This window comes from Pseudomonas sp. P135, assembly GCF_020312125.1.
Classification (GTDB): domain Bacteria; phylum Pseudomonadota; class Gammaproteobacteria; order Pseudomonadales; family Pseudomonadaceae; genus Aquipseudomonas; species Aquipseudomonas fragariae.
Genome location: NZ_JAGPYR010000009.1, coordinates 163,545 through 187,669, shown reverse-complemented (window position 1 = coordinate 187,669; position 24,125 = coordinate 163,545). Strand labels below are relative to the sequence as shown.

The following is a 24,125-nucleotide window of genomic DNA, read 5'->3' as shown; positions in this document are numbered from 1 at the left end:
AAACGGCTTGAGCCCCGTAAAATACAGGGCTCAGGCGGCGAGCTAAAACTGTCCAACTTTCGGGGGGCAGTCCACAGCGTGGGAATGCAGGTCTCGACGCTCTGCGTCGCAAAGAGGACGCGGAGCGTCCGGAACGGCATGACGACGCGGAGCGTCGCACGATAATCGGATTGTCCGTGCAGACCGTCAATCAGGCCGTCTGCGCTTCCATTTTCTGGCGCAGGCTCAGGGGGCGCATGTCGGTCCAGACTTCTTCGATGTAGGCCAGGCATTCTTTCTTGAAGCCGCTCTTGCCCACGGTGCGCCAGCCATTGGGGATCGCCTTGTAGTCGGGCCAGATGGAATACTGTTCTTCGTGGTTGACTACAACTTGAAAGACGATGTCTTCCCGATCGAATACTGAAGTCATTGCTACTCTCCATGTGTGTTCAGGGCTGCCGCGCCAATTCATGGCAGCTATAGGGATTGAACGTATCACTACGTCGAAAAATTAAACCTGGGCGACAGCGGCGTTCAGCGCACGGCCGAAGATCTCTGCCACTTCGTCGATCTGCTCGGCGGTGATGATCAGCGGTGGCAGAAAACGTACCACGCTGGCATGTCGACCGCCCAGTTCCAGAATCAGCCCGCGCTTGAGGCATTCACGCTGGATCAGCGGCGCCAAGCGCGAAAATAGCGGCGGATGACCCTGTGCATCGCGCGCACCGGACGGGTCGACCAGCTCGACACCGAGCATCAGCCCGCGCCCGCGAATATCGCCCAACTGCGGGAAGTCACGTTGCAAGGCACGCAAATGCCCGGACAGACGCGCGCCCATGGCTGTCGCGTGTTCGCAAATAGAGTGTTCCTGAAGATAGCGCATTACGGCAGAACCGGTAGCCATGGCCATCTGATTGCCGCGAAACGTCCCGGCGTGTGCGCCCGGCAGCCAGGTGTCCAGCCAGGAACGATAGACCACCACCGCCAGTGGCAAGCTGCCGCCAATGGCTTTGGACATGACCACCACGTCCGGGATGATCCCGGCATGTTCGAAGGCAAACATCTTGCCGGTGCGTGCGAAACCGCTCTGGATTTCATCGACGATCAGCGCCACGCCGGCCTTTTCGGTGATGCGTCGCACGCCGCGCAGCCAGTCCAGATCAGCGGGGATCACTCCACCCTCGCCCTGCACCACTTCAAGAATGACCGCTGCGGGCAATTGCACGCCGGCTTCCGGGTCATTGAGCAGGTTTTCCAGATAATGCAGGTTGGCGCGCACGCCCTGTTCGCCGCCAAGCCCGAACGGGCAGCGGTAATCATAGGGGTACGGCAGAAACTGCACGCCGGTGCCGAGCAAGGCACCCAGCGGCTTTTTCGGCCCCAGGCTGCCCATCAGGCTCAATGCGCCCTGGCTCATGCCGTGATAACCGCCCTGAAATGACAAGACCGTGCTGCGCCCGGTAGCGGTGCGTACCAGCTTCAACGCGGCTTCCACTGCATCGGTGCCGGTCGGGCCGCAAAACTGAATCTTCGCGTCATCGGCCAGCGCTGGCGGCAACAGGCCGAACAGGTCCTGAACGAACTGGTCCTTGACCGGCGTGGTGAGGTCCAGCGTATGCAGCGGCAACTCGTCGGCGATCACTTGATGGATCGCTTCGATAATCACCGCATGGTTATGCCCCAACGCCAGGGTGCCCGCGCCTGCCAGGCAATCGATGAAGCGCCGCCCTTCGACGTCCTCGACGTGAATACCCTTGGCGCGTTTGAGCGCCAGCGGTATGCGCCGCGGGTAGCTGCGTGCGTTGGACTCCTGGCGACTCTGTCGGGCCAGCAGTGGCGATTCGTCGAACTGGTAGAGCGTCTCAGCCGCAGCCGGGGCAACCCGTGTCGGCTGATCATCGATAAACCTGGTAGCGACTGACATCTGTGCAACCCTCAATACGCGGCTTGAATGACCTGAAGCATGGGCGTTGGCGCATGCCGCTTCAGGTGTGTGTTCGTTCCTTGGAAAACGCGCCAGCGAGCTGCGGATTTACACTCAGTAACGAGTTTTTTATCCGCAGCCCCGGCGTCCCGACGAGAGGCTGATCAGAGCCCTTCCAGCTCCGCCATCAAGTCCGCCAGACGATCGAATTTCTGCTCGTCGACCTGTGCTCCAGCAAGGCTTTCCAGGTGCTGCGCCAACGCCTGAACGGTGTTGAACTCGAACATTGCCCGCAACGGCACGTTACGTTGCAAGCGCTTCTGCGCACGGGTCACCACTTGGGTCGCGAGCAGCGAGTGCCCGCCCAGCTCGAAGAAGTTGTCGGTAATGCCCACGCGCTCGACCTTGAGCACATCGGCCCAGATCGTCGCCAGCTGCTGCTCCATTTCCGTCTGTGGTGCCTGATAATCCTGCTGCACCAGGCTGACGTCCGGCGCCGGCAGGGCCTTGCGGTGCAGCTTGCCGTTCGGGGTCAGCGGCATGGCTTCCAGCAGCACCAGATGCGTCGGCACCATGTAGTCCGGCAGGCTGGCCTTGAGGTGGTTTCTCACCTCGTCACGCAAGGCCTCGTGATCCTGCGTCGTGGAGCGCGGCACCAGGTAGGCCGCCAGCACCTTGCCCAATGGGCCAGCGACGTCCAGCACTACCGACTCGCGGATGGCCGGATGCTCCAGCAGACGGGTTTCGATTTCGCCCAGCTCGATGCGATAGCCACGAATCTTTACCTGATGATCGACCCGGCCGACGTACTCCAGCACGCCGTCCTTGCGCCGCCGCGCCAGGTCACCGGTGCGGTACAGACGCTCGCCCGGCGCACCGAACGGATGCGGCACGAACACCGGCACGGTGCGCCGCGGATCAGCGACATAACCGCGACCGACGCCGGCCCCTGCCACGCACAGCTCACCGACGGCACCCAGCGGCACGAGGTCCAGCGCATCGTCGAGCAGGTACAGGCGATTGTTGTCGGTCGGCGATCCGATCGGCAGATAAGCGCTGCGAGTGGACTGCGCATCGACCCGGAAAAACGCCACATCGTCGGAGCACTCGGCCGGACCATAGGCATTCACCAGGCCGATCTGCGGGTAACGTTGCAGCCACTGGCTGGCCAGTTCCGGCGGCATGGCTTCACCGGTCGGCAGCATCCAGCGCAGGCTGTCGAGCGCTGCCTGCGGTTCGGCGAGCAGGCCGGTGATCAGCGACGGCACGCTTTCCAGCACGCTGATGCGCTGCGCCTGAACATGCGCCAACAGCGCCTGCGGATCACGGGCGATGTCGTTCGGCACGATATCCACCCGAGCGCCAAACAGCGGCGCGGCAAGGAACTGCCAGACCGAAATGTCGAAACTCTGCGAGGCGGTCTGGGCGATCACATCGCGGTCGCTCAGGCTCAGGTAAGGCACTTTGCTCAACTGGTTATTGAGCATGCCGCGCTGCTCGACCATCACACCCTTCGGCAGCCCGGTGGAGCCTGAGGTGAAGATCACATAAGCGAGGTTGTCCGGCGCGCTGTAGCGACCAGGGTTGTGCTGCGCGGAATCGCTCTGCTGCACGTTTTCCCAGACCCGCAACTGCGGTCGACTCGCTTCGGGCAGCGCATCAAGCAGCGCCCTGCCCTGTTCCAGACACTCAGCGCTGCACACCAGCAGCGGCGTGGCGCTCTGGCCGATGATGCCGCTCAGGCGGGAGTTCGGCAGCGCCGGGTCCAGCGGCAGGTAGCCGGCACCGGCCTTGAAGCTGCCGATGATCATGCCCGGCAGTTCAACGCCACGCTCGGCGAGCACGGCAACCGGCTGATCGAAACCGACACCGGCCTCGATCAGGGCATGGCCCAGACGGTTGCTGGCGATATTCAGCGCGGCATAGCTGAGCTGACGATCCAGGCAACTGACCGCAATACGCTCCGGATGCGCCGCGACCTGCGCTTCAAACAGTTCTACATAGCTTTTATCCAGCGGGTAAGCATGGTCGCTCTGATTGCAGCCGTCGATCAGGAAAGCCCGCTCCTGCTCACTGACCAGCGCCAGCTCGGCCATGTCGCCATGAAAGCCTTCGACCAGCGCCAGCAGCAGGCGCTTGAACTCACCGAGCATGCCCTGCACGGTGGATTCGTCGAAATAGCGCTGATCGTAGGACAGGTGCAGGCCCAGGTCGTCGCCCGGATAGCAGACTGCAGTCAGCGGGTAGTTGGTGTGGGTGCGACCGGAATCCGAGGTGGCATTGAGGCTTTGCGCACGGTCCAGCACAGAGACCTCGACCGGCGCGTTCTCGAACACGAACAGGCTGTCGAACAGTGGCTGACCCTTGGGCAGCTCGCTGTTTTCCTGAATGGTCACCAGCGGCAGGTATTCGTACTCGCGCAGTTGCATGTTGCTGTCCAGCAACTGGCCGAGCCATTGGCGAACGCTGCAACGCTGATCGTCGGCCGGCATGCCGACACGCAGGGCGATGGTGTTGATGAACAAGCCGACCGTGCGCTGCATCTGCGGCAGTTCCACCGGCCGCCCGGCCACGGTAACGCCGAACACCACGTCGCGATCACCGCTCATGCGCCGCAGGGTCAGCGCCCAGGCCGCCTGGGCGAAGGTGTTGACGGTCAGTTGATGCTGCTGCGCCAGTTCGCGCAAGTGTGCGCCGTCGCGTTCATCGAGACGGGTGTAGCAGTCGCCCACCACCATGCCACCGCTGTCGCCCGCATGTTCACGCAGGAACGGCCGGTCGCTGGGGATCGGCGTGGGCCGCTCAAAGCCGCGCAGGTTATCTCGCCACCAGTCACGTGCCTGCGTCAGACCACGGCGTTGCAACCAGCCGATGTAGTCGCGATAGCGCGGTGCGGGGGCCAGTTGCGCATCGCGGCCTTCGCCCAGCGCGGTGTAAATGTCGAAGAAGTCGTTCATCAGCAGCGAGCGGCACCAGGCATCGATCAGGATGTGGTGGTTGCTCATCATGAACCAGTAGCGCGCCTCGTCGACGCGGATCAGGCGCAGGTGGAACGGCGGTTGATCGAGCAGCGCGAAACCGGCCTCGCGCTCGGACTTGAGCAGGGCCTGCAAGTGCGGCTCCTGCTGCTCCGCCGGCACGTCACGCCAGTCCAGATAATCAATCGGCGTGCTGCCCGGTTTATGAATGACCTGCAGCATGGTCTCGCCGATGTTCCAGCAGAACGAGGCACGCAGCGCTTCGTGACGGGCGATCACCGCTTGCCAGGCCTGGGCGAAACGCTGCGGGTCCAGCGCGCTGTCGATGCGGTAGCGGTCCTGCATGTAATACAGCCCGGTGCCCGGCTCCAGCAGGGTGTGCAGCAGCATGCCCTCCTGCATCGGGGTCAGTGGGTAGACGTCTTCGATCTGGCTTGGCGGAACCGGCAGCGCGTCGAGCTGCGCCTGATCCAGGGCAGCCAGCGGGAAGTCCGACGGCGTCAGGCCGCCGCTGCCATCGGCCAGGCAATGGGCAATCAGCGCCTGCAACTGACTCAGGTAATCCTGCGCCAGCGCTTCGATGGCAGCGGGTTCGTAGCGCTCGGCACTGAAGGTCCAGCGCAGCAACAACTCGCCGCCATACACCTGACTGTCGATGCTCAGTTCGTTGGGCAGCGGCGCCTGCGGATCGTGAGCCACACCTGTCGACTCTTGCAGCGGACGGAACAGCGCATCGTCAGCGAAGCTCTGATCGAACTGGCCAAGGTAGTTGAAGGTGATCGGCGCCACCGGCAGTGCCTGCATGGCGGCCTGGCTGGCGCTATCGGCCAGGTAACGCAGCACGCCATAGCCCAGCCCCTTGTGCGGCACCTGCCGCAGTTGCTCCTTGATCGCCTTGATCGAGTCGCCCGGTGCCGAATCGGCAGCCGGCGCTGGCGTCAGTCGCAGCGGATAGGCGCTGGTGAACCAGCCCACCGTGCGGGTCAGGTCGATGTCGTCGAACAGATTTTCACGGCCGTGACCTTCAAGCTGAATCAGTGTCGACGGCTGCCCGCTCCAACGGCAGACCACCTGGGCCAGCGCGGTCAGCATCAGGTCGTTGACCTGGGTTCGGTAGGCACTCGGCGCCTGTTGCAGCAATTGCCGGGTACGTTCGGCATCGAGGCGCACGCTGACCGTCTGCGCATGACGATTCTGCCGACCACCCTGCGGGTTATGGCACGGCAGACTCGTCGCAGAACCGCCCAACTGGCGCTGCCACACATGCAGTTCTTCACGTAACGACTCATTGCCGGCGTAGGCCTGCAGACGCGCGGCCCAGTCGCGGAAAGCGCTGGTCTTCGCCGCAAAGCGCACCGGCGTCGCGTCGCGCAGTTGACGATAAGCGTTTTGCAGATCGTCGAGCAGCACACGCCACGACACGCCGTCGACCACCAGGTGATGAATGACCATCAGCAACCGTTGCTGGCCCTGCGGACCGTCGACCAGCAAGGCGCGCAGCAGCGGACCGTTGTGCAGGTCGAGGCTGCGCTGGGTGTCGGCGTACAGGGCTGCGCATTCAGCCATGTCGCTGACCTGCGCCTGAATCAACAGGGTGTCGGCTGTCACTGCGCGGTGTTCTGCCTGCCACGTACCCTCATGCTCGGTGAAACTCAGGCGCAGCGCGTCGTGTTGTTCGAGTAGCGCACGCAACGCCTGCGCCAGCAGATTCGGGTCCAGCGCGCTGAGCGGCTCCAGCAGCAACGACTGATTCCAGTGCTGACGCTCGGGGATCGGCGTGTCGAAAAACCAGTGCTGAATCGGCGTCAAACCAGAATTACCGTCGAGCAGCCCCTGCTCGGCCTGAATCAGCTCGCGGGTGGTCGCCACGGCGGCCAGGGTCTGCACGGTCTGGTGCTGGAACAAATCACGCGGGCTGAAATGTATACCTAGCTGACGCGCCCGGCTGACCACCTGAATCGACAGGATCGAGTCGCCGCCCAGTTCGAAGAAATTATCGTTGAGGCCGACTTTTTCCACGTTCAGCACCGCACACCAGATTGCCGCCAGCTGCTGCTCCAGCTCACTGGCGGGCGCTACGTAGTGTTGACGATTGAGTTCCGGGTCCGGTGCAGGCAAGGCACGGCGGTCGAGTTTGCCGTTGGCGGTCAGCGGCATGCTGTCGAGCAGGATCAGGTGGGTCGGCACCATGTAGTCCGGCAGTTGCGCCTTGAGGTGCGACTTGAGCGATTCACGCCATTGCGCCTGCTGCTCGTCGCCCTGCCCGGCTACATCGCTGACCAGATAGCCCGCCAGTTGCTTGCCTGATGGCGTGTCCAGCGCCAGCACGATGGCTTCGCGAACGGCTGCGTGCTCCAGCAAGCGGGTTTCGATTTCACCCAGTTCGATGCGGAAGCCGCGAATCTTCACCTGATGGTCGATACGCCCCAGGTATTCCACCAAGCCGTCGGCGCGCTGGCGCACCAGATCGCCGGTGCGGTACAGACGCCCGCCATTGCTGGCAAATGGATCGGCCACGAAGCGTTCGGCAGTCATGCCGGGGCGCTGGTGATAGCCCTGCGCCAGGCCCGCTCCGCCAATGTACAGCTCGCCGCTCGCGCCTTGGGGTACCAGCGCAAGATCGGCGTCGAGAATGTACGCCACCCGTGCGCCGACCACGCGCCCGATCGGCACGCTGGCTTCGCCCTCCTCCAATTGTTGCGGGGCCAGGCTGGCCAGCGGCATGACCACAGTTTCGGTCGGGCCATAGGCATTGAATAATAGCTCGGGCTGGAACACCGCACGGATGCGTTGCAGGTGTTCGCCGGTCAGCGCTTCGCCGCCGGTGATGCACATGCGCACCGGCAGGGTCTGGCCCTGGGTCGCCAGCCACTGCGCCAACTGGCTGCCGTAGCTGGGCGTGAAACCGAGAATATTGACCTGCTGCTGGCGAATCAGCGTGCAGATTTCTTCGGCGTCCCACTGCCCCTGAGCACGCAGCACCACACGGGCGCCGCTGAGCAAGGGCACCAGCAGGCGCTCGGTGGCGGCATCGAAATTGATCGAATAGAAATGCAGCTCGCAATCGTCAGGGCGCATGTCGAAGCGCCGGATCACCGCCTGGCAATGCATGGCGATTTCACCATGGGACACCACCACGCCCTTGGGTTTGCCGGTCGAACCGGAGGTGTAGATCAGGTACGCCTGATGCTGCGGCAGGCTGATGAACGGCAGCTCATCGGACGAGAAAGACGCCAGCGACGGCTGATCGTCTTCCAGGCACCAACGGGCAACACCGGCAGGCAACTCGCCCAGTGCGGCAAACAGCGCACGGTCGCTCAACAGCAGGCCAACGCCGCTGTCTTCGATCATGTAGTGCAGGCGTTCCAGCGGGTATTCCGGGTCCAGTGGCACGTACGCACCACCGGCCTTGAGGATCGCCAGCAGGCCGACGACCATGTCCAGCGAACGCGGCAGCGCCAGACCGACGCGAACCTGCGGGCCGACGCCACGCTCGCGGAGCATCCAGGCCAGTTGGTTGGCCTTGGCGTCCAGCTCGGCATAGCTGAGGGTTTGCCCGGCGAACGTCAGCGCCGGCGCGTCTGCACGCCGGTGTGCCTGTTCGGCGAACAGGCTGTGAATGCATTGGTCGAGCCGTTGCTCACCCGCTTCGACGCCGAGGCTGTCGAGCAGTTGCTGGCGCTCTGTCTCCTGCAACAGCGGCAATTCACTCAGGCGTTGTTGTGGATCAGCAAGCAGCGCCTGCAGCAGGTTCAGCCAGTGCTCGGCCATCTGCGCGATGCGCGGTTCGTCGAACAGATCGGTGCTGTAGGTCAGGCAGCAACCCAGACGGTGATCCAGCTCGGTGACCTCCAGATTGAGGTCGAACTTGGTGGCTCGCGCATCGTTGACCAGGTACTCGACGGTCATGCCCGCCAGTTCGCGACTTTGCTGGAATTCCCAGCGCTGCACGTTGCACATCACCTGGAACAACGGGTTGTAGGCTGCGCTGCGTGGCGGTTGCAGGGCTTCGACCAGATGATCGAACGGCAGGTCCTGATGCGACTGGCCTTCGATCACCGTGTGGCGAACCTGTTCGAACAGTTGGGCGACACTCATCTGCCCATCAAGCTGCACGCGCAGCACCTGGGTATTGAGGAACGCGCCGATCAGCCCTTCGCTTTCCGGACGAATGCGGTTGGCCACCGGTGCGCCAATGCGCAGGTCGTTCTGGCCACTGTAGCGGTAGAGCAATACCGCCAGGGTGGCGGTCATGGTCATGAACAGGGTCAGGCCGTTGCGGGCATTGAATGCACGAACTTTCGCGGCCAGGTCGGCGTTCAGGTCGAAGCGATACAGTTCGCCCTGATGGCTTTGCACCGGCGGACGCGGCCGGTCCGCAGGCAGCTCCAGCAATGGGTGCTCGTTACCCAACTGCGCGGTCCAGTAATCGAGCTGGCGCTGGCGTTCGCCGGCTTCCATCCACTGCCGCTGCCAGACGCTGTAATCCAGGTAGTGCACCGCCAGTGGTTCCAGCGGCGAAGGTCGTCCCTCGAGGAAGGCTTCGTAAAGCTGCCCCAGTTCGCGGGCGAAAATGTCCATCGCCCAGCCTTCGGTGACGATGTGGTGCAGGGTCAGGACGAAGTAATGCTCAAGGTCGCTCGCCTTGGCCAGACACGCGCGCAACAATGGTCCGGTTTCCAGATCGAAAGGCTGGTGCGCCTCACTGTCGGCCAGTGCCTGAATGCGCTGCTGACGAAGCTCGGCGGGCAATGCCGAGTAGTCCTGCCATTGCACGCGCAGGGCGGACTGCTCGCTGACCTGCTGACACGCAACACCGTTGACGCTCGGGAACGTGGTGCGCAGGGTTTCGTGGCGCAGGATCAAGGCTTGCAGCGCTGCCTCGAAGCACTCGATGTTCAGCACGCCTTTCAAGCGCGCCATGCCGCCGACGTTGTAGGCAGGGCTGTCCGGTTCCATCTGCCAGAGGAACCACATGCGCTGCTGGGAATAGGACAACGGCACCGGCTGGCTGCGGTCGACACGGGCAATCGGTTGCAGGCTGCTGCGTGCGCCGGACTGCTGAATGGCCTCAACCTGTTCGGCAAACGCGCCCAGCTCGCTGGCTTCGAACAGCGCCCGCAACGGCAAATCGATGTCGCAGGCCTGGCGCACGCGGGAAATGATCTGCGTGGCCAGCAACGAGTGCCCGCCCAGTTCGAAGAAATCATCGCGCAAGCCGACACGCGGCACACCCAGCACCTGTCGCCAGACAGCGGCGATCTGTTTTTGCAGGTCGGTCTGCGGCTCGACGTGCTCGCGGGTCTGCCATTGCGGCTCGGGCAAGGCGCGACGATCCAGCTTGCCGCTCGGGCTCAGGGGCATGCTGTCGAGGCGCACCAGCTGCGCCGGGACCATATAATCCGGCAGCTCAAGAGCCAGCGCCGACTTGATCCGCTCAGCCTCGACGTTCTGCCCTGCTTCGGCGGTGTAGTAACCGATCAGTTGCGGCCCGGCAACGGTTTCGCGCAGCAGCACGGCTGCCTGGCCTACGCCTGGCTGGGCCAGCAGGCGCGCCTCGATCTCTTGTGGTTCGACGCGGAAACCGCGCAGTTTGACCTGCTTATCCAGACGACCGAGGTATTCCAGCGCGCCATCGGCGGCCCAGCGCACCAGGTCACCGGTGCGATACAGGCGCTCACCCGCTTGCCCCAGCGGATCGGCGACAAAGCGCTCGGCAGTCAACCCGGGACGCCGCAGATAGCCACGCGCCAGACCAGTGCCGCCGATGCACAGCTCCCCGGCCACCCCGCGTGGCAGCGGATTCAGTTCGCTGTCCAGCACCCGACACAGCACGTTGCCCAGCGGGCGGCCGATCGGCGAGCGCAGGCCGTCGCTGATCCGGCACTGCCAGTGGGTGACGTTGATCGCGGTTTCAGTCGGGCCATAGCGGTTGTGCAGTTGTACGCCGGGCAGTTGCTCGAGCACCCGGTTGCGCAGCTCGCCGGGCAATGCTTCGCCGCCAGAGAACAGGCGACGCAGGCTGTTGCACTGCTGCGCCAGGGGCTCATCGATGAACAGTTGCAGCAGCGGCGGCACGAAGTGCAGCGTGGTGACCGAATACGTATTGATCAACTGCGCGATGCGCTGCGGGTCGCGGTGTTCACCAGGGCCTGCCAGCAGCAGGCGGCAGCCAGTGATCAGTGGCCAGAAACACTCCCACACCGAGACGTCGAAGCTGATCGGAGCCTTCTGCATCAGCACGTCGCTTTCATCCAGTGCGTAGGTGTCCTGCATCCATTGCAGGCGCTCGGCCAGGGCCGCATGGGTGTTGCCGACGCCTTTGGGCTGACCGGTCGAGCCGGAGGTGTAAATCACGTACGCCAGGTTGTCGCCGTGCAGGTTCAGGCGCGGCGCACTGACCGGCCAGTTGTCCAGGTGCAGGGTGTCCATGGCGACCGTGCACACGCCTTCGGCGCTCGGCAGGTCGCCCAGCAGATGGCTCTGGGTCAACAGCAGTTCGACCCCGCTGTCCTGCAGCATGTAGGCGAGTCGATCCATCGGATAGTCCGGGTCCAGCGGTACATAAGCACCGCCCGCCTTGAGGATCGCCAGCAGCCCGATCAACAGCTGCGGCGAACGTTCGGCGGCGATCGCCACTTTGATGTCCGGACCAACGCCCTTGTCGCGCAGGTAATGCGCCAGGCGGTTGGCCTGCGTGTGCAGGCTGGCGAAGTCGAGGCTGCCGCCCTCCCACACCAGCGCGATACGTTCCGGGGTCTGCCGCGCCTGGCGGCCCAGCCGTTCAGGCAACCACAACGAGGCCGGCGTGCAAGACGCGGCGCTCCATTGCGCCTGCTGCTCCTGCTCCTCGGCGCTGAGCAGTTGCACGTCACCCAGCGCGAGCTGTGCCTGCTGGCTGACCTGCGTCAGCAGGCGTACATAGTGCTGAGCCATGGCCACGATGGTGTCGTGCTCGAACAGCTCGTCAGCGTAATCGAAGGACAGCGTCAGGCGCCCATTGCGGTCCTCCTCGCTGTGCAGTTGCAGATCGAACTTGGCCTCGCGGCTGTGCCACGGCAGTTCTTCGGCCAGCAGCCCCGGCAGACGACGCAGCGCGCCGAGGTCGCGTTGCTGGTGGTTGAACATGACCTGGAACAGACCGTGCTCGCGCGCCTGCGGAAACGCTTCGACCAGTTGCTCGAACGGCACGTCCTGATGGGCCTGGGCTTCAAGCGCCGTCTGCCGGGTCTGGGCCAGCAGCGTCGAGAATGGCAGACGCGGGTCCAACTGCGCGCGCAGCACCAGCGTATTGATGAAGAAGCCGATCAGGCCCTGGGTTTCATGGCGTGGCCGATTGGCGCCGGGCACACCGACGCGAATGTCGGCTTGCCCGCTGTAACGATGCAACAGAGTCTGGAACCCCGCCAGCAAGAACATGAACGACGTCGATTGCCAGGCTTGCGCGGTGTTGCGTACGGCGGCGCTCAGTTCTGCGCTCAGGCGCAGGCTGTAGCGCGAGGCACTGTGCTGCTGGCGGGCCGAACGCGGATGGTCGGTGTTCAGCGTCAGGACCGGCTGCTCGCCACCCAGTTGCTGCTGCCAGTAAGTCAACTGACGCTCGGCCTCGCCGTTCGCCAGCCATTCACGCTGCCATTGGCCGTAATCGGCGTAACGCAGCGGCAACGGTGCCAGTTCCAGAGTCTGGCCCTGAACAACCGAGGCATAGAGGCGCGAGAACTCGTCGATCAGCACATTCAGCGACCAGCCATCGGCAATGATGTGGTGCAGCGTGACCAGCAGTTGATGCTCTTCTTCGTCCAGTCGCAGCAGGGTCACGCGCAGCAACGGGCCGTGTTGCAGATCGAACGGCAGGCGCGCCTGCTGTTCGCGAATCGCCACGGCACGTGCCTGACGCTCGGCGCCGGGCAGGTCGCTGATATCAAGGGTATCGAGGTGGAATTCACTCGGCGCATCGATACGTTGCAAGGCCACGCCGTCCTGCTCGTAGAAGCGCGTGCGCAACGATTCATGGCGCTCGATCAGGCGCTGGAAGCTGGAGCGCAACGCAGTGCTGTCCAGTTCGCCACGCAGGTGGAGCCCGCCGGGAACGTTGTAGGCGCTGCTATGCGGGTCGAGCTGCCAGAGGAACCACAGGCGGTTCTGGGCCATGGACTGTGGCAGATGCTCGTTGCCGGGCAGTCGGGCGATGGCGCTCTGCGTCTGGCTGTCGCCTTGCGATGCGGCGGTCTGCAGCGTTTCGACCTGTGCCGCAAAGGCTGCCAGTGTTGGCGCTTCGAAGAGCAGTCGCAGGTTCAGGTCGATCCCCAGCGTTTCGCGCAGGCGGGCCACGACCTGGGTCGCGATGATCGAGTTACCGCCCAGCAGGAAGAAATGGTCGTCGGCACTGACCTGTTCACATTGCAACTGCTCGCACCAGACCGTGGCAATCTGCGTTTGCAGGTCAGAGCCGCTGCCTGGGGTATGGGCTGAAAGAGTGGTATCGCTCGCGGGAAACACCGCGTAACTGTCCAGGCTGCCGTCGGCCAGACGCGTGCGACAGGCCGAGCGCTGCAATTTGCCACTGGAGGTCTTGGGCAACGCGCCGGGATTGAGCAGCACCACGACACTCGGCGCTTCCTGAAAAGCCTCAGCCACGGTCTGCCGGATGATTTTAATCAACGCTTCGGGCGTGAGGATTTTCTGCACGCTGCGACTGATTTCAGCAGCGATGCCGATGCCTTCGCTACCGTCCTGAGTGACGGCAAACGCCGCCACCCGGCCTTTGCGCACGACATCCACTTCACTCTCGATGAGCTTTTCGATGTCCTGCGGATACAGGTTGTGGCCACGGACAATCAGCATGTCCTTCAAGCGGCCGGTGATGTACAGCTCGCCGTGACGCTGAAACCCCAGGTCGCCGGTGCGCAGCCAGGTCTGCCCGGCATGCTGCACGAACGCCCTGGCGGTGGCTTCAGGGTTGCGCCAGTAACCGTGGGCGATGCTCGGCCCGCTGGCCCAGACTTCGCCAACCTGATTTTCGCCAAGCACCTGCAGGCTGACCGGGTCGGCGATCAGCACGCCATGCCCTGGCTGGCCCGTGCCGCAGCTCATGACTGGCTGACCGTCGCCCGGTTCTACGACATTCCGCGCCAGCGCCTGCGCATTCAGGCGCAGCGATGGAATACCCTTGCCGCGCTTGCCACCGGCCACATACAGCGTCGCTTCGGCCAGGCCATAGGACGCCATGAAGCTGTCAGGCGTGAAGCCGCAACTGGCGAATTTATCGGCAAATGCTCTCAGGCTGTCTTCGCGAATCGGCTCGGAGCCCGAATACGCCACGCGCCAGCGACTCAGGTCCAGACGCTCCAGCGCCGAATCGCTGACCCGTGCGCTGCACAGCTGGTAGGCAAAGTCAGGCCCGCCGCTGATGGTGCCGCCGTATTCACTGATGGCTTCCAGCCAGCGCAATGGCCGGGCGAGGAAGTACGCGGGGGCCATCAGGATGCACGGGACGCCGCTGAAAATCGGCTGCAACAAGCCGCCGATCAGGCCCATGTCGTGGTACAGCGGCAGCCAGCTGACAATCACGTCGTCCGGGTTGGCGTCGATGCCGAAGCCGTGGCGGATCAATGACTCGTTGGCGACCAGATTGCCATGCGTGACCTGCACGCCCTTGGGCAGTGCGGTCGAGCCCGAGGTGTATTGCAGGAACGCGATGTCGTCGGCCTGCAGCTGCGGGCCCTGCCAGTCTTGTGCCGGGGCAGCAGGCAACGTGTCGACACAGAGCAATGGCGGTGCATCGGCAGCGGCCAGCTCGTCCATCTGCAGCAAGGCAGGCTGCAAATCGGCGCCGGTCAGCAGCAGACGCGGCTCGGCATCGGCGATGATCGACAGCAGGCGCTCCTGATGATGGCGACGGTTGGATTCCGGCGGATAAGCCGGCACGGCAATGACCCCGGCATACAGGCAGCCGAAGAACGCCGCGACATAGTCCGGCCCGCTATGGAACAGCAGAATCGCCCGATCCCCCGGCACAGCCTGACGTTGCAGCGCAGCAGCGATGGTCCGCGCGCGCAGGTCCAGGTCACGGTAGGTCAACACCAGGCCCTGGTCGTTCTCATCGGTGAGAAAACGCAGCGCCAGCCGATCCGGCGTATGCAAGGCGCGACGCTGAAGAGCCTGAGCCAGAGTGTCGGGGAGTTCAAACGCATCCATGATGGGGTTCCTGCTAGATTCGGCGTGCCAGATAAAATCTGAATTTCAAAAAAGACGCGCGCCCTGCAAGGAGGCCGCGCGTGGGGCAAACAGGGTCAACCGGCGGCCCGGTTCATTTGCCGTGATGCGCTGTTGCGCCAGCGGGTCAGGTGCTGTTCGCAATAGCGTCGCAGCAGACGGAGCAGCTGCGTTTGCTCGTCGACCAGATAAAAGTGATGGCCCTCGAACATGTCCAGGGAGAAACCGGTGCAGGTCTCTTCCTGCCAGTCGAGCAGCTGCTCGACGCTGATGCTGTCCTGCTTGCCGCCAAATACATGGATCGGCACGCTGAGCGGCTCGCGCTTGCCATACACAAAGCTGCCGCAGAGCAGGAAATCGGCGCGCAGGATCGGTAGCATCAACTGCATGAGCTCTTGGTTGGCGATGACGTTTTCGCTGGTGCCTTTTAACGTGCGCAATCGGTCGAGCAGTTGCGCATCAGTCTTCGCAGTGGCGTATTCGCTGACATCGCGACGCACCGGGCCGGCAGTCGCCGATGCGAACAGTGCCAGCGGCGCAGGCAGACCGCGCTCGCGCAAGACGTGCGCCAGCTCAAAGGCCAGCAGCCCGCCCAAACTGTGGCCAAACAGCGCATAGGGCTTGTCCAGTTCGGCACTGATCTCGTCGGCCAGATGACTGGCCAGCTGCACGATGTCGGTCTGCAAGGGCTCGTCCATGCGCATTCCACGGCCGGGAAGCTCCAGCGGGCGCACGTTCAGCCACTCCGGCAATTTGCGCCGCCAGGGGCTGTAGAACATCGCGCTGGCCCCGGAATAAGGCAGACAGAACAGCGTCAGGCTCACCGGCGTGCTCATATCGAAAGCGTCCGGCTGTGGGCGCGGATGTAAAAGCGGCGATGCGCGTGATCGGAACGCATGGGGTTCTCCTGAGGTATTCCCTGGCCGCAACCGTGGTCGGGCCTGTCACCAATGAGAACGGATGGCGTCTGCAAATAATTAGGCGGATGCACGCGGCGAGGACATGCAGGACAAAAGCGCCCTTTTAAAGTGCGCTGATTGGCTTTCGCATTTGACAATAATTATCATTAAGGCTAATTTGTCGCCCCATGTGATGGCGCTGCTCCTTCCATGCGGCCCTCCCCTCCATTGTTAAAGCAGCAAGGTGAATTCCATGACGGAACACGTAATCACAAGTAAGTGCGACTCACCCTTACTCCAGGCATTCGTCGATAACTACTTGCTGCTGGTCAAGATCGCGGCCCGCATCGTGGGTTGCCGCTCGCGCGCCGAAGACGTCGTGCAGGATGCCTTTTTCAGACTGCGCTCGGCACCGCAGGCCACGTTGACCTTCAAGGCACAGCTCAGTTACCTGTTTCAGATCGTGCGCAACCTGGCCATCGATCATTACCGCAAACAGGCGCTGGAACAGAAATACACCGGCCCGGAGGCCGAGGGTCTGAATGTGGTGATTCAGGGTGCATCGCCGGAAATCTCGCATATCAATTTCTCCAGCCTGGAGAAAATTGCCGACGCCCTGACCGAGCTGCCGCCCCGCACCCGTTATGCGTTCGAGATGTACCGCCTGCACGGTGTGCCGCAAAAGGACATCGCCAAGGAACTGGGTGTGTCGCCAACGCTGGTCAACTTCATGATCCGCGATGCGCTGATTCATTGCCGCAAGGTCAATGGCGCCCAGGCCGAAGCCTGATTGCGGGCGGTTCAGACAGGCAAAAAAAATCCGGAGCACTGGCTCCGGATTTTTGTTTTCAGCCTGGCAGGCGACAGATCAGCGGCTGACCTGATACTCGGGCTGCACTTCCGGCATCGCCGAGGAGTGGTGGTTGAGAATCTTCCACTCGTTGCCGACGCGGTGGTAGAGGAACGAATAACGTGCCTGCACCTTGGTCTTCTTGCCGTCCGGCGCCGTCAACGTGAAGGTGTAGACACCGTTGTCCGCTGCGGCATCAGGCCCCAGGCGACGAATCTCCCGGTAGTTGATCTCGCCAATCGGCTTGAGTGCCAGGAACTTGTCGAAGTAGTCCTTGATCTCTGCCGGAGTGGCACGCACTTTGTTGGAGACCGTAGGCTGCAGGACAGCGTCCGGCGCGTACAACGATGCGACGGTAGTGGAGTTTCCGGTTTGCAGGGCCTTGTTCCAGCGATCAAACAGACCGGCGATCTCCTTGTCGTTCACATTGCTTGGCGTCTCGGCCACCATGCGGTAGGTATAGCCGGACGGCTCGGCAGCAGCGTGAACCATCGGTGCACTTACAGCCAGCAACAGGGCCAGGGCGGTCAATTTCGTTTTCATAGCTACTCTCCTACGGGGATCTGTTCAGGGATTCAGTGAGTGCCACTTTGCCCTCCCCGCCACGGCTCGCCATCGGCCAACCGGGGTTATCTGTGTATGCCGATCGGCAGATGGGCTTCACCTCCTGATACAGTTCTAATAGCCTTACTTCTGTTATGCCCGCGCGGGCATCAACCCTCGCTGGAGCACCCCATGCAAAGTCCTCCCCATGACCCGGCAAGCGCACTGGCCATTCGCAACCAGTATCGCCAGTCGCAAAGCCGCGCCGCACGTCTTCGTCTGCTGGTCGATACCGGTCAGGAGCTGACTCATCTGCCACCTCAAGCCATGCGCCAGCGCGTGCTGCAACGCGCGTGCGCATTCGTGGCGATGGACCATGGCCTGCTGCTGGAATGGAGCGCCGACAACGGTGTGCAGACCACCGCCAGCCATGGCAGTGCAGAACACCTCGCCACGCTTGAAACCGCTGCCGACCCGCTGGCTATCGGCCCGCAATGGCTGGACAGGCCCGCTGCCGATCTGCCGTGCATGCTGCTGTTACCGTTGCGTGGCGCCGATGAAGGCTCTTTTGGCACCCTGCTGCTGGCCAACAGCGTGGGCATCAATGCACCGGACAACGAGGACATCGAGTCGCTGCAATTGCTGGCGACGTTGCTGGCGGCACACCTGGAAAACAATCGGCTGCTTGACGCGCTGGTGGTCAGAGAGCAGACCATGTCCGAACTGGTCCGCCAGTTGTTCACCGCTCAGGAAGACGAACGCAAGCGCATGGCCTACGACCTGCATGATGGTCTGGCTCAGACACTGGCCGGTCTGCACCAGCGATTGCAGGGCTTTGCCGGTCGCTGTCCGGACCTGCCCGAGCCGCTGGACGCCGATCTGCAGGCCATTCTCAAGCTGGCGCAGCACTGCGTGGGTGAAGGTCGACAGTTGATCAGTGGCCTGCGTCCTAGCGTGCTCGACGATTTCGGCCTGCTGCAGGCAGTCGACAAGGACGCCGACCGGTTGCGCGAAGCCGGAGTCGCGGTGCACTGGCGCTCGCGCTCCCTGACCCGCCTGCCCAGCCATCTGGAAATCGCCCTGTTCCGTATTGCCCAGGAAGGCATCAACAATGTGCTCAAACACGCCAGTGCAGGCCGCGTAGAATTGGCCCTGGAACTGAGTGAAGAGCACATTTCACTGCTGCTGGAAGACAACGGCAGTGGTTTCATCACCCAGAAACCGTTCAATGGCAAAGGCGTCCAGAAACTGGGCCTGGTGGCCATGCAAGAGCGCGCCAGCCTGCTCGGAGGCCGCCTGACCTGCGTCAGTCGGCCCGGGCACGGCACCCGACTGCGCGCCATCGTTCCTTTTACCGCAGACAAGGCAATGACATGACTGACACTGTGCGACTGGTTTTGGCGGACGATCATGAAGTGACGCGTACCGGGTTCGTCTCGCTATTGGCGGGGCATCCGGAGTTCGAAGTGGTCGGTCAGGCAGCCGACGGCCAGCAAGCCATCGATCTGTGCCAGGAACTGCAACCGGACATCGCTATCCTCGACATTCGCATGCCGGTGCTCAACGGGCTGGGCGCTGCACGAATTCTCCAGCAGCGCATGCCGGGACTGAAAGTGGTGATTTTCACCATGGACGACAGCACCGATCACCTGGAGGCCGCCATGAGCGCCGGTGCGGTGGGCTACCTGCTCAAGGATGCCAGCCGCGACGAAGTGATCGACGGCCTGCAACGCGTGGCGCGTGGTGAAGAAGCACTGAACAGCGCCGTCAGCGCGCGCCTGCTGCGGCGCATGACCGAACGCAACACCAGTGGTGCAGCCCTGCCGGAAACCCTCACCCCGCGCGAACGCCAGGTACTCGGGCTGGTGGCGGGCGGCTTCAGCAACCGGGAAATCGGCGAAAAACTCGGCATCACCACCGGCACGGCCAAGGCCCACGTGGAAAAGGTCATCGGCAAGCTCGGCGCCTCGGACCGCACTCAGGCGGCGGTACGCGGTGTGGCACTGGGGCTGGTGAGCCAATCGACGAGCGACTGGCAATGACCGCACACGCCAGCAGTCGCTGGGAAGACCTTCCGCTACGCGGCAAGGCACTGGTGGCCATTTCGCTACCACTGGCGATTCTGATGTTCTCGCTGGTGCTGATTTATATCGCCGAGCGCCAGACCGCTCGGGCAGAGGAAGACGTACGGCGTGTGCTGCTTGTGCAAGGCGATATCCAGACCCTTCACACCCAGATCGCAGAAGGTGCGGCCAGCGTGCGTGGCTACCTGCTGACCCACCAGGAAGACTTCCTGCCCGGCTACCTCAACGCGCAACCGCTGATCGAGGCGGCGCTGGCCAGGCTCAACACCAATGTGCGTGACGAGCAGATGCGCGAACACCTGAAAGCCATCGAGCCGCTGATCAGCACCAAGGTCGAAGGCCTGGAAAAACTGCGCTCGATGAATCGGGAGGACCGGGAAACCGTCGCCCGTATCCTGATCGAAAACAAGTATGTACTCGACCAGTTGCGCGAACGCATCGGCATCATGCGCGAACGTGAAGACGCGCTGCTTGCCGAACGCACCGAGGCTGCCGCAGCCACCCGCGAGCGCCTGCTGCTGTCGACCCTGCTGGCAGCGGCCTGCGGAATCTTCGGGGCCATTCTTGCCGTGCTGATGCTGTCCAAAGGCATCGTCGCCAGGGTGCATCAGGTGCAACGCAACGCCCAGCGTCTGGCGCTGGGACATCCGCTGCTGCCCCAGCCGCCTGAAAAGGACGAAATCGGCCAGCTCGGCACCCGGCTGGTCGAAGCCGGCCAGTTGCTGGCCGAACGCGAACGCGCACTGCGCGACAACGAAGAGCGTTTGCGGCTGATCATCGAAGGCGTCAAGGACTACGGCATCTTCGCGCTGGACCGCAACGGCTTCATCACCACCTGGAACGCAGGGGCCGAACGTATCAAGGGCTACACGGAGCAGGAGATCATCGGCCAGCACTTTTCTGTGTTCTATCTGCAACAGGAGTGTCCGCAACACCCCGACATGGCGCTGCATGAGGCCACCGTCAACGGCCGTTATACCGAAGAAGGCTGGCGCCAACGCAAGGATGGCAGCCGTTTCTGGGCCAGTGTGGTGATCACCGCACAGTACGACAGCAATGACGAACTGCGCGGTTTTTCCAAGATCACCCGTGACATCAGTGATCGTCGCGTTGCCGAAATTGCCCTGGGCACTGCGCGCGAGGAAGCCGAACGCGCCAGCCGGGCCAAAAGTGAATTCCTGTCGCGCATGAGCCATGAGCTGCGCACGCCGCTGAACTCGATTCTGGGCTTTGCCCAGTTGCTGGACATGGACTCCCCCGCCAGCCAGCGCCCGCAAATCGGTCATATTCTGCGGGCGGGCCAGCATCTGCTGAAGCTGATCAATGAAGTGCTCGATATCGCCAGAATCGAAGCCGGGCATGTTTCCCTGATCCTCGAGCCGGTATCCCTGTCGAACGTGCTTGAAGAAGCCCTGGTGCTGGTCTCGCCAATGGCTGCCGACGCCAATATAGAGTTGAAGCCCCTGCCGAACCTGCCTGACGAGATCGGCGTAGTGGCGGATCGTCAGCGCTTGATTCAGGTGTTGCTGAACCTGCTGTCCAACGCGATCAAATACAACCGGCCCGCTGGCCAGGTGCGGATTGAAATCGAGCAGACCGCCGAGCAGGTGACGGTCAGCGTAGTGGACACCGGTTACGGGATTGCGCCGGAGCGTATCGGACAGCTGTTCAAGCCGTTCGAACGCCTGGATGCCAACCCGAGCGTCGAAGGGACCGGGCTGGGACTGGCGCTGAGCAAAAGCATGCTGGAGATGATGCACGGCACGCTTTCCGTACAGAACACGCCGGACGAAGGCTGCCGGTTCATACTGGCGCTGCCGCTTGTGCGGGTGCAGCCGCCTGCCGCCACTCTGCCGCGTCAAGCTGACACTCGCCTCGAGATAACGCCTGATGCACGCTCACCTGCCCGCCCGGTCTATCATGGCAAGCTGCTGTGCATCGAAGACAACCTGTCGAGCATGGCCTTGATTGAAACGCTGCTGCAACGCAGACCGGGTATCCAGTTGCTGTCGAGCATGCAGGGCCAACTGGGGCTGGACTTGGCACGCCAGCATGCGCCACAGCTGATTCTTCTCGACCTCAGCCTGCCGGACATCAAGGGGCTTGAAGTGTTGCAACGTCTGCGCCAACTGCCGGCTACCGCCCAGACGCCGGTGCTGATGATCACTGCCGATACCAGTGATCAAGCCCATCGCGAACTGAAACAGGCCGGAGCTACGGCCATTGTGATCAAACCCATCCAGGTGCCGGTGTTTCTTGCCCTCCTGGACCAGTATTTACCGGAGCCCACATGACCGGCGACTTTCGCATTCTGATCATCGATGACCAGCGGCCCAACCTTGATCTGATGGAGCAACTGCTTGCCCGCGAGGGGCTGACCAATGTCTTGAGCAGCACCGAGCCGTTGCGCACGCTGGACCTGTTCAACAGCTTCGAGCCCGACCTTGTTGTGCTCGATCTGCACATGCCCGAATTCGATGGCTTCGCGGTGTTGGAGCAGCTCAACCGGCGCATCCCGACCAATGACTACCTGCCGATCATGGTGCTGACCGCCGACGCGACGCGCGATACCCGCCTGCGCGCGCTGGCACTGGGCGCACGGGATTTCATCAGCAAGCCGCTGGATGCCCTGGAAACCATGCTGCGCATCTGGAACCTGCTGGAGACTCGCGCGCTGTACAAATCGCTGCGCGAGCTGGTGCCTGCGGAAAATATCGAACTGCTGCGCCAGCCGCGCACGCTGGCGCAGCAGTGATTATTTGATCAGCGTCACGGGCACCGATGCTTCGTGGATCACCCCCGTGGCCACCGAGCCCAGCAGCAGGCCGCCAAAGTTGCCAAGCCCGCGGGTGCCCATGACCACGGCGTCGCAGTCGAGTCGCTGAACTGCGGCCTCGACCTGTTCGGCCACGTTGCCCAGATCGACGTGGGCCTGAAACGGCACACCAGCAGCAGTCAACAACGCAACCGCATCAGCCAGCACCCGCTTGCCTTCATTGGTCAAGCCGGCCTTGACGCCATCAATCATGTCGGGAGCCAGATAAACGCTGTAATCGATGGGGCTGGCCTGCACATTCAGGATATGTACCTCGAGCGACTTGGTGAGCTCGCCAGACAGCTCGATGACATAGCCCAGGGCACGCATGGCGTGCTTGGAGCCGTCGAAAGGAACCAGGACTTTGTGCATGGGCGTTTTTTCCTTGTTGGGGTATTCAATCACTATAATCCGATGGCTGACGGGCAACCACTGCTGAACGGCAGCTTGTTGATTCATGACAGTGTGTGATGGCCAACGCATCTGCGACAGCACCGCACTACGACCTGGAAAATGATTTGATGAAGGCATCTATTCTTCTAGAGTGAGTGCAGGAGTGCCAGCAACGACCGGCAGTGGCGTTATCGGTCTCATGGAACGATCGGTCGATGACTGCCCTGTGGAACAACCCCCTCTCGAAACCGGCCATGCTGCTGTTTATCCTGACCGCCAACGCGCTTTACTTGCTGCCATTACTGCTCGCCAACGCCCCCTCAGCTGAAGATGACCTTATATCAAGCGATGCTCAGGGCCCTTGGGCAGAGCAAGGACGCCCACTTGTCACCCTTGCCTATCGCGCGCTGACCTTCACGTCCGGTGCGCCCGATATCTTCCCGCTACCACTATTGATCGCCACAGCGCTGATCTCATGGGCCATGGTCAAGTGGGTGAATTACTGCTTTACGACGCCTACACTGATTGACTGCCTGGTGGTACTGCCGCTCTGGTATAACCCTTTTTTCCTGCAGAATCTTTCCCGCCATTACGAGGGCCCGGCCACTGCACTGGGCATCGCGCTGATCGTTTTCGCCATTGTTTATGACGCTCCGGGAATGCCCCGAAAACTGGCCATTTCAGGTTTGATGATCGCCTTCGCGCTGGCGTTCGCTGCAACAAGTCCTAACGTCTTCCTCGGTCTGCTTGGCGTTGAATGTCTGAGCGCACTTATCCAGCAGCGCAGTCCCTGTTCCGCAGGGCGGGGATTTTTCTGATTTTTCTAGCCACCGTTCCGCTGCTGATACTTCTCGTGTCCGGTACAACTCTGATGCTCAAAGACTTCATTCAGGACGCCAGAACCCTGACCGGTTTTTCGACATTGCTTGTCGCAGCGTTCTATCTTTACGAACGTTCATGCCCACCGAAAATGCTGCTGCCCAGGCTGTTTATTATCCTGCCACTGGCAAGCATGCTGTCGCTCTCTTTTGTCTACGGGAATGCCCTGAGTGCTCATAAAGAGCTGGGTCAGCATGTTGCGCGCAGCATCGCGTACGACATCGACGCGCTCTCACGCGCCAGAACGCTGGAGCGCATCCATTTCCGAGGGTTCTATTTGCAGAACTGGCTGCCCGCAATGCAGTCAACCGCCAATGCTCTACCGGTACTGGGTTATCTACTGAATATTCATTACCTGACGCTGCCGGAAGCACTGCCGAGAACCGGCATCACCAGCATACATAAATATACCGAGCCGCCAGTCGATGAACACCTTCCGCCCCCTGCGCTGATCAGGCAGCTTTATCGCTTTCATTTGTCTGAAAACGTGGGTTATCTGGTGCTCAAAAAAATCAGCCAGCCACAGAACTATTATCCAACACGCTAACCCCGCCTGACCTTTTCTA

13 protein-coding genes are annotated in these 24,125 nt (G+C 62.4%); 7 read left to right on the top strand and 6 right to left on the bottom strand.

The genetic code is table 11. The features are described 5' to 3' along the window. Window positions 1-190: 190 nt before the first annotated feature. From KBY08_RS16300 to KBY08_RS16285, 4 genes are all read right to left on the bottom strand, one after another. Window positions 191-409: an MbtH family protein gene (locus KBY08_RS16300; RefSeq protein ID WP_003304661.1), complete on the bottom strand. Its 219-nt coding sequence runs from the start codon at window positions 407-409 to the stop codon at window positions 191-193. Between the two features lie 81 nt (window positions 410-490). Beyond that, entirely contained in the window at window positions 491-1,903 is a 1,413-nt protein-coding gene (locus tag KBY08_RS16295) for an aspartate aminotransferase family protein (protein WP_111522522.1), read from the bottom strand. Window positions 1,904-2,067: 164 nt separating this feature from the next. After that, the gene (locus KBY08_RS16290) at window positions 2,068-15,078 is read right to left on the bottom strand and encodes a non-ribosomal peptide synthetase (RefSeq protein ID WP_111522521.1); all 13,011 of its coding nucleotides are present in this window, start codon (window positions 15,076-15,078) and stop codon (window positions 2,068-2,070) included. A gap of 95 nt (window positions 15,079-15,173) precedes the next feature. After that, window positions 15,174-15,932, bottom strand: coding sequence for a thioesterase II family protein (locus KBY08_RS16285; protein WP_011267336.1), 759 nt, complete (start codon window positions 15,930-15,932; stop codon window positions 15,174-15,176). Window positions 15,933-16,248: 316 nt separating this feature from the next. Here KBY08_RS16285 and KBY08_RS16280 point away from each other — a divergent pair, with 316 nt between their 5' ends. Beyond that, complete coding sequence (locus KBY08_RS16280; protein ID WP_003319375.1) at window positions 16,249-16,785, top strand: RNA polymerase factor sigma-70; 537 nt, start codon at window positions 16,249-16,251, stop codon at window positions 16,783-16,785. 78 nt (window positions 16,786-16,863) lie between these two features. Here the strand turns inward: KBY08_RS16280 and KBY08_RS16275 are convergent, their stop codons facing one another. Beyond that, the gene (locus tag KBY08_RS16275) at window positions 16,864-17,388 is read right to left on the bottom strand and encodes an SgcJ/EcaC family oxidoreductase (protein WP_003406965.1); all 525 of its coding nucleotides are present in this window, start codon (window positions 17,386-17,388) and stop codon (window positions 16,864-16,866) included. Between the two features lie 192 nt (window positions 17,389-17,580). Between KBY08_RS16275 and KBY08_RS16270 the strand changes: the two genes are divergently transcribed. From KBY08_RS16270 to KBY08_RS16255, 4 genes are read left to right on the top strand one after another with little or no spacing between them, the layout of a single operon-like run. Further along, window positions 17,581-18,765, top strand: coding sequence for a sensor histidine kinase (locus KBY08_RS16270; RefSeq protein WP_024660682.1), 1,185 nt, complete (start codon window positions 17,581-17,583; stop codon window positions 18,763-18,765). Next, a complete protein-coding gene (locus tag KBY08_RS16265) occupies window positions 18,762-19,430 on the top strand; it encodes a response regulator (RefSeq protein ID WP_011267334.1) in 669 nt (222 codons plus the stop codon). Before KBY08_RS16270 ends, KBY08_RS16265 begins: the two co-directional genes overlap by 4 nt. After that, window positions 19,427-21,766: an ATP-binding protein gene (locus tag KBY08_RS16260; protein WP_024660681.1), complete on the top strand. Its 2,340-nt coding sequence runs from the start codon at window positions 19,427-19,429 to the stop codon at window positions 21,764-21,766. Before KBY08_RS16265 ends, KBY08_RS16260 begins: the two co-directional genes overlap by 4 nt. Next, window positions 21,763-22,227, top strand: coding sequence for a response regulator (locus KBY08_RS16255; RefSeq protein WP_003346434.1), 465 nt, complete (start codon window positions 21,763-21,765; stop codon window positions 22,225-22,227). Before KBY08_RS16260 ends, KBY08_RS16255 begins: the two co-directional genes overlap by 4 nt. Here KBY08_RS16255 and KBY08_RS16250 read toward each other — a convergent pair whose 3' ends face one another. Continuing rightward, window positions 22,228-22,659 carry a universal stress protein gene (locus KBY08_RS16250; protein WP_024660680.1) on the bottom strand — a complete coding sequence of 144 codons (432 nt, stop codon included), beginning with the start codon at window positions 22,657-22,659 and terminating at the stop codon, window positions 22,228-22,230. It lies immediately after the preceding gene. 236 nt (window positions 22,660-22,895) lie between these two features. On the opposite strand from KBY08_RS16250, the gene KBY08_RS16245 reads away from it, so the two are divergent. After that, window positions 22,896-23,498 carry a glucosyltransferase domain-containing protein gene (locus KBY08_RS16245; RefSeq protein ID WP_225651210.1) on the top strand — a complete coding sequence of 201 codons (603 nt, stop codon included), beginning with the start codon at window positions 22,896-22,898 and terminating at the stop codon, window positions 23,496-23,498. After that, entirely contained in the window at window positions 23,438-24,106 is a 669-nt protein-coding gene (locus KBY08_RS16240) for a hypothetical protein (RefSeq protein ID WP_225651209.1), read from the top strand. Before KBY08_RS16245 ends, KBY08_RS16240 begins: the two co-directional genes overlap by 61 nt. The last annotated feature ends 19 nt before the right edge of the window (window positions 24,107-24,125 follow it).